Raw genomic sequence first — 6,332 nt, forward strand, 5'->3', positions numbered from 1 at the left:
GATTGAGCTGGCGCCGGCGATCGCGCCCTGTCGCAGGTACAGCACGGGTGGGTGGTCGAATCTCGCGCTGGCGGGAAGAACCGGCGGGGACCTGCGGGAACTGGGCGGTCGGCGGCATCGGCTGCTGACCGGGCTGGTTCTGGGCAGGGTCGTAGGGGGTGGTCATGGGTGTGGAGGTCTCCCAGGTCTGGTGTCGCGCTGCCCCGTACTGAGCGCAATACCAGGAACGCTCTCACAGCGTCCCCACAGACGCCCTCCCCCGGCAGTCCTGACACAGACGCCGGTTGCCTGGGGCAACATCCAATCGACCGACCCACCGTCCGACGATGAGGCACCCGCCACGTCACGCTCCGGCCGCGGCATCCCAGGGCGGGTCGGCGTCCTCGCCGAGCAGCAGCGGCACGTCGTGCACCGACAGGTCCAGCCGCGGACGCAGGAACCAGACCCGGTGGCGCCTTCCGCCGGCGCTCGAAGGCGGTGTCCACTTCGATCTCAGCCACCACCGTCGGCTCCACCTGCACGTAGCGCAGCGGCTCGGGCCGGTCCAGCTGCCCGCCGCCGGATCGAGTGGGCCGACCCGAACCGCAAACGCCTCCACCACCGTCGCAGGGCGTCCCGCCGGTTCTTCCCGCCAGCGCGAGATTCGACCACCCACCCGTGCTGTACCTGCGACAGGGCGCGATCGCCGGCGCCAGCTCAATCGGCGGACCAGAGCATCGGGTTGAGCGGCCCGCTGGCCACGCTGCCGGCCGGTCGACTGTCCAGAAAAGCCGCCCAGTCCGCGTGCTGGAAGCGGTTGGCTGGCTGCGCCACCTCGAGGGCCGCGTCCATGTAGATGATGGTCATCACCCGGCGTGGGATGTCGCCGCGGTTGCCGGGCGCCCGGTGGATGGTCCAACCCGCGTGGAAGCTGACGTCGCCCAGCGCGTATGGCGAATCGTCGATCGGAAAGCCGCCGGCCGCCACGAAGGCGTCGAGCTGAGCCTCTGACTCGTCGCTGATCTCCAGTGGCTGACCGTAACCGGACCGGTGGCTGCCGGCCGCGAAGGTCAGCGGCCCCAACTCCGCCGGCGTGTCCTGCAGCGGCACCCAGGCCGTCACCGTACGGTCGGTGGAGAGCGGCCAGTAGTGCTGGTCCACATGCCATGGCGTGAAGCCGCCGCCGGCCTCCTTGTAGAGCGCCTGGTCGTGATAGAGCCGCACAGCCGGCACCCCGAGCAACTGGGCAGCCATCCCGGCCAGCCGCCGGGAGAAGACGAAGTCCCGCACCACGTCGCTGTGCCGCCACAGGTTCACCACCTGCAGGAAGGCCCGGCTGTACGTGTCGCGCTCGGCCAACGGCAGGTGCTGGCTGTTGAGCCGGATCACCTGCGCGGTGATCTCCGGCTCGTAATGTGCGACGAGGTCAGGGCTGAGAACGCCCCGCAGCTTCACGAAGCCGTTCGCGGCATAGCGCTCGACGTCCCCGGGCGCTACGGCGTAGTGCTGGTCGAGTTCGGCGCCAGCAGTGGTCATCAGAGCCTCCCATCAAGCGGCTGTCGCAACGTCTGGCCGGGACGGTGATCGGCCCGCTACGCCTGGAATGGCCGGAACCGGTACTCTGCCGGCCGCTGCACTGGGGCACACGCCGCTGCTGGTCGGCAGGGTACCGTTCGGGCGTGCGCCCGTCGCTGCCGAGGATCAGGCGGGGCGATCCGACGATCCCGGCCGTCCGGTCAGGCGCGGGCGGGGGACCAACCGTGGGCGACGAGTCGGGAGGCGTCGCCGCCCTCGCCGTGGAAGAGCAGCCCGTCCCGGTCCGTCGCGACGATCTGGTCGACGTAGACCCCTCGACCCTGGCCGGAGCCATCGGTGCTGCTGCTCCATCTCAGGTGGGTAGCCTGATTGGGCAGCTCGACCGACACCTGCCACCAGACCCGGCCGCCATAACCGGTGACCGTGCCGTCGCTGGTCCACTGGTGGTTCCCATGTCGCAGCAGCATCCGCTCGGGAGCCCAGGTCGAGCCACCGTCAGTGGAGACCTCGAACCGGGCGCTGTCGTAGCGCGGCTCGGTGTCGTACCAGAGCAGGAAACTGGCCGAGCCGCCCCGCGCCGCCCGGCGCAGCGGTGCGGTGAGGGTGCCCGTCGCGAGGTCGCGGGGGTCGGCCCGCCAGGCGTCCCGCGACCGGGGTCGTACCGGCATCGCTTCGGCGAGGTCGCGCGCGACGGCGCGCCGGGCGACGTTGTTGCTGCCCCAGCCGCGGTCGGGGTGTACCCGGTTGCTGAGCAGGATGACGAACGAGTGGGAGAGCGGGTCGACGACGATCGACGTGCCGGTGAAGCCGGTGTGCCCGAACGCCACGGGGGAGGAGAGCCCCATCATGTACCAGTGCTTGTTGAGCTCGAAGCCCAGTCCGCGATCGCTCTCCGGATAGGCCGGCTCCAGCGGCGCGTTGTAGTTGACCAGCATCGCCCGCACCGTGTCCTCCCGCAGGATCCGTCGCCCGCGGTACTCGCCGCCGTTCAGTAACGCCTGACAGAGCACGGCGAGGTCCGCCGCGGTCGAGAAGGCTCCCGCGTGCCCAGCCACACCGCCGAGTGACCAGGCGTTCTCGTCGTGCACCTCACCCCAGACCATGCCGCGCCCGGCGTACGGCTGGTACTCGGTCGCGGCGATCCGCGTCCGCCGCTCCGGTCCCGGGTTGTAGCCGGTGTCACTCATGCCCAGCGGTGCGGTGACGCCGTCGCGGACCAGCTCGGCCAACGGCCGGCCGGTCATCCGTTCCGCCAGCACGCCGAGCGCGATCAGCCCGAGGTCGGAGTACACGTACCGGGTACCGGGCGTCGCCCCGGGGGACAGCGGCGTGGCGAGCGCGGCGGCGAACCGCTCGGCCTGCGTCGGGTACCTGCTCCACAGCGGCGCAAAGGCGGGTAGGCCTGAGGTGTGGGTGAGCAGCATCCGTACGGTGACCGCCGCCTTGCCGCCGGCCGCGAACTCCGGGAGGTACCGGGCGACGGGCGCGTCCAGCTCCACCCGCCCCCGCTCGACCTGCTGCATCGTCACGATGGTGGTGAACAGCTTCGACACCGACGCCAGGTCGAAGATCGTGTCGGGCCGCATGGGGATCTGCTGGTCGGCGGGGAGCTCCACCCCGACCAGCCCGGGCGGCGGCCCGGCGGCGGCGTACCGCACCGCCGTGCCCACCGCGGCGTGCTGCACGATAACGCCGTCCTTGGCCGCCAGGACCACGGCACCCGCGTACGCGGGGTAGCCGGGATGGTCGGGGGTCGGCTGGAGATACGCCGCCAGGTCGGCGGGCATGCGGTCCACGTGCTCGGGGAGCAGGCCGACCTCGCGGGCGCTGCCGCGTCGCAGCGTGTCGTTCCGGAACTGGATGTCGGCAGGGGTGACGGCCGGCGGTCCGGAGTCGGCCGGGGGCTGCGCAGCCGCGGCCGTGGCCGGCACGGAGGTGACCAGAACGGCCACGGCCGCAACGAGCGCGACGGTTCGGAGCGGTTTCGTGCGGACCGCGGTGGCGACGGCACTCCGCTGCATGGTTCCTCCTACCAGGTCAGGCCGTGGCCGTAGGGGTAGAGCACGGTGCCCGCGCCCTCGGCCGTGGGAATCGTGACGGGCAGCCGTCCGCGGGGAGACAGCTCGCCGTGCAGCGAGCGGACGAGAGCGTCCATCGCCGCCCGGGTGTACGAATAGGTCGCCAGGTAGGTGGTCACCCCCGGCAGGTACGCGATGTCGTAGGGGTCGCGGACCGCCACCACCACCACGGGCTTCCCGGTGGCGACCAGCGCTGCGACGAGACGTTGCTGGGTGCCGCGCGGGTCGGTGACGATGGTGTCCCACGCCTTGTTGACCAGTACGACGGTGAGATCGTGCTTGGCTGCCTCGGCAGCGGTCGCGGTGATCACGGGGTCGGACGGGAGGGTCGCGGGTCGGGCGGTGGCTCGGGCGCCGCGGGCGGTGAACCCGTCGGCGACCGTCGCGACCGGAGCGAAGGCGGCGCTGTTCCAACCGGTGACCAGCACCGACCGGTCCGTGTGGGCAAGCGGCAGCAGCCCGGCGTCGTTGCGGACCGCGGTGAGGGTCGGGTCGGTGACCCGGGCCACGGCGGCCAGGTGCTGCGGCGCCCCGATCGTGCGTACCGCCTCGTCGACGTCGACCAGCGGCGACCGGGCCAGGCCCTGCCGGTACTTCATCGCGAGGATCCGCCGGACCGACTCGTCGATGCGCCCCTCGGTCAGCTCGCCGGTGGAGACGGCCCGCAGCACCGCGTCTCGGGCCAGCCGCAGGTCCGGCGGCATCAGGAGCTGGTCCGCGCCGGCCTTGAGCGCCAGCACGGGCACCCGGTCGTCACCGTACTTCTGCCGCACACCGGCCATGTTGAGCGCATCGGTGACGATGACTCCGCGAAAGCCGAGTTCGCCGCGCAGCACGTCGGTGAGGATCCTCGGCGACAACGTCGCCGGGTCGCCGGAGGGATCGAGCGCGGGCACCACGATGTGGGCGGTCATGATCGATTCGACGCCCGCGCTGATCGCCTGCCGGAACGGCGGCGCGTCGATGCGGTCCCACTCCTGTCGGCTGTGGTTGATGACCGGCAGGTTGGTGTGGCTGTCATTTTCGGTGTCACCGTGGCCGGGGAAGTGCTTCGCCACCGCGGTCACGCCGGCACCGTCCTGGAACCCGGTGACCTGGGCGGCGGTCAGCTCGGCCACCAGGGTGGGATCGGCGCCGAAGGACCGTACTCCGATCACCGGGTTTGCCGGATTGACGTTGACATCGGCGATCGGCGCGTACGGCTGGTGGATGCCGGCCGCGCGTAGCTCGCGCCCGGTGATCTCCGCCGCCGTCTGCGCGGCCCCGGGCGACCGCGCGGCGCCCAGGGCCATCGACCCGGGGAACTGCGCGGCGGGTGCGGGCATCCGCAGCACCACGCCCTGCTCCTGGTCGGTGGAGATGAGCAGGGGCACCCGACCCTTGCTGCCATCGCCGAGGGCGGCCCGCTGGAGCCCGTTGGAGAGGGTGGCGATCTGGCTGGGACTGTCCAGGTTGTGGGACCAGGAGAAGTAGCAGACGCCGCCGAGGTGGAACCGGTCGATGACCTCGGCCGGCGTCTCGACGCCGAACGTCGCACGGTTGGCGACGCGGTCGGCGGCTGTGGGTTCGGTGGCGTCGCTGCCGTAGACGTACGTGGAGAAGAGCTGGCCGACCTTTTGCGCCAGGCTCATGTGCCGCAACGTCGAGGTGACCCAGCCGTGCTCGGCAGCGGGCGGGCGCACAAGCGCGGCGGAGGCCTGGACGGGGAGCGGCGTGAGGGTGGTCGCCAGGGTGGCCACCAGGACGGTCGCGATGACGAGTCGGGCCTTCATAGACGATGACCTCTCAGTCCGGTTGACTGAAACTTAGCTACACATCGATGAATGGTCAAGAAAGTTTGCTACAGGAACGCCGGACCGGTCCGCCGCGGTCTACAACGGCACCCCGGCGGTCAGCGACCTGTCGTTGCTGCGGGTCGGCCGGCACGTCCAGGTGCTCGGCGCCTGGCATCCGGACACCAACGAGATCGACATTGCCACCGTCTACGCCGCCGCCTGGCGGCAGGCCCCCGGGCGGTGCGTACCCGCGCATCCGCGTGCCGCCCGGAGCGTCGCCCGCAGCACCGCGTGCTGCCCGCGTACCGGCTGCTGGGTGGCGTCGAACTGACCCTCAGCGAGCTGCTCCTGCTGCCGCCCGTACTGCGGGTGGAGGCGGTGGCCGCGACGGTGCTGACCGTCGTCTTCGTCGCCTACCTCGGGTACGCCCGGCGGGCCGCCCCGACCTCGTCCTGCGGCTGCCTGAGCGCCCGGGCGACCCCGGTCTCCGGCCGTAGCCTGGCCCGGTCAGGGCTGCTGGTGGCGGCGGGCGGACTGGCCGGGCTGGCCACCGGCGGGTGGCTGCCCGCGCTGGCCGGGCAGCCGGTGGCCGGCGCCGCCGTGCTGCTCGTCGAGCTGGCGGTGATGGTGTCGCTCTCCCCGGAGCTGGACCCGTCCTGGCTGTTGCCGCTACGCCGGCTGCGCGCCCGGCTGACCCACCCGCTGCGCGGCGGCACCGGTGTCCCGCTGCTCGCCACCGTGCAGCAACTCCAGCTCAGCGACGCCTACCGACGGGTGGCGCCGCTGCTCCGCTCCGACGTGCGGGAGCACTGGGACGACGGCGACTGGCGCTTCGTCGGGCACGCCGCGCGCTACCAGGGCCGCCTGGTGACGGCGGTGTTCGCCGTGCCGCTGGTCGACCGGGATCGCGACGCGGTGCGGGTCGCCGTGGTCGACGACGCCACCTGGCACATCCTGCTCAGCC

Annotated in this window: 5 protein-coding genes; 2 read left to right on the forward strand and 3 right to left on the reverse strand. The window is 72.0% G+C overall.

Annotated features, from left to right (window positions below; all coding sequences use genetic code 11):
• Nucleotides 1-696: 696 nt before the first annotated feature.
• The 3 genes from DKT69_RS33395 to DKT69_RS33405 form a co-directional block, all read right to left on the reverse strand.
• Complete coding sequence (locus DKT69_RS33395; protein WP_109805399.1) at nucleotides 697-1,515, reverse strand: phytanoyl-CoA dioxygenase family protein; 819 nt, start codon at nucleotides 1,513-1,515, stop codon at nucleotides 697-699.
• A 200-nt stretch (nucleotides 1,516-1,715) separates the two neighbouring features.
• Nucleotides 1,716-3,536, reverse strand: coding sequence for a serine hydrolase domain-containing protein (locus tag DKT69_RS33400; protein ID WP_109805400.1), 1,821 nt, complete (start codon nucleotides 3,534-3,536; stop codon nucleotides 1,716-1,718).
• Nucleotides 3,537-3,544: 8 nt separating this feature from the next.
• Nucleotides 3,545-5,365, reverse strand: coding sequence for a glycoside hydrolase family 3 protein (locus DKT69_RS33405; RefSeq protein WP_109805401.1), 1,821 nt, complete (start codon nucleotides 5,363-5,365; stop codon nucleotides 3,545-3,547).
• A gap of 133 nt (nucleotides 5,366-5,498) precedes the next feature.
• Here DKT69_RS33405 and DKT69_RS39265 point away from each other — a divergent pair, with 133 nt between their 5' ends.
• Nucleotides 5,499-5,699 (forward strand): hypothetical protein, encoded by a 201-nt coding sequence (locus DKT69_RS39265; RefSeq protein WP_201749987.1) that lies wholly within the window; start codon nucleotides 5,499-5,501, stop codon nucleotides 5,697-5,699.
• Nucleotides 5,660-6,332 (forward strand): MauE/DoxX family redox-associated membrane protein (locus DKT69_RS33415; RefSeq protein WP_109805402.1); only part of this gene is annotated, 673 nt, incomplete at its 3' end. The genes DKT69_RS39265 and DKT69_RS33415, both read left to right, overlap by 40 nt.

It is taken from the genome of Micromonospora sicca (genome assembly GCF_003172935.1).
Lineage (GTDB): Bacteria > Actinomycetota > Actinomycetes > Mycobacteriales > Micromonosporaceae > Micromonospora > Micromonospora sicca.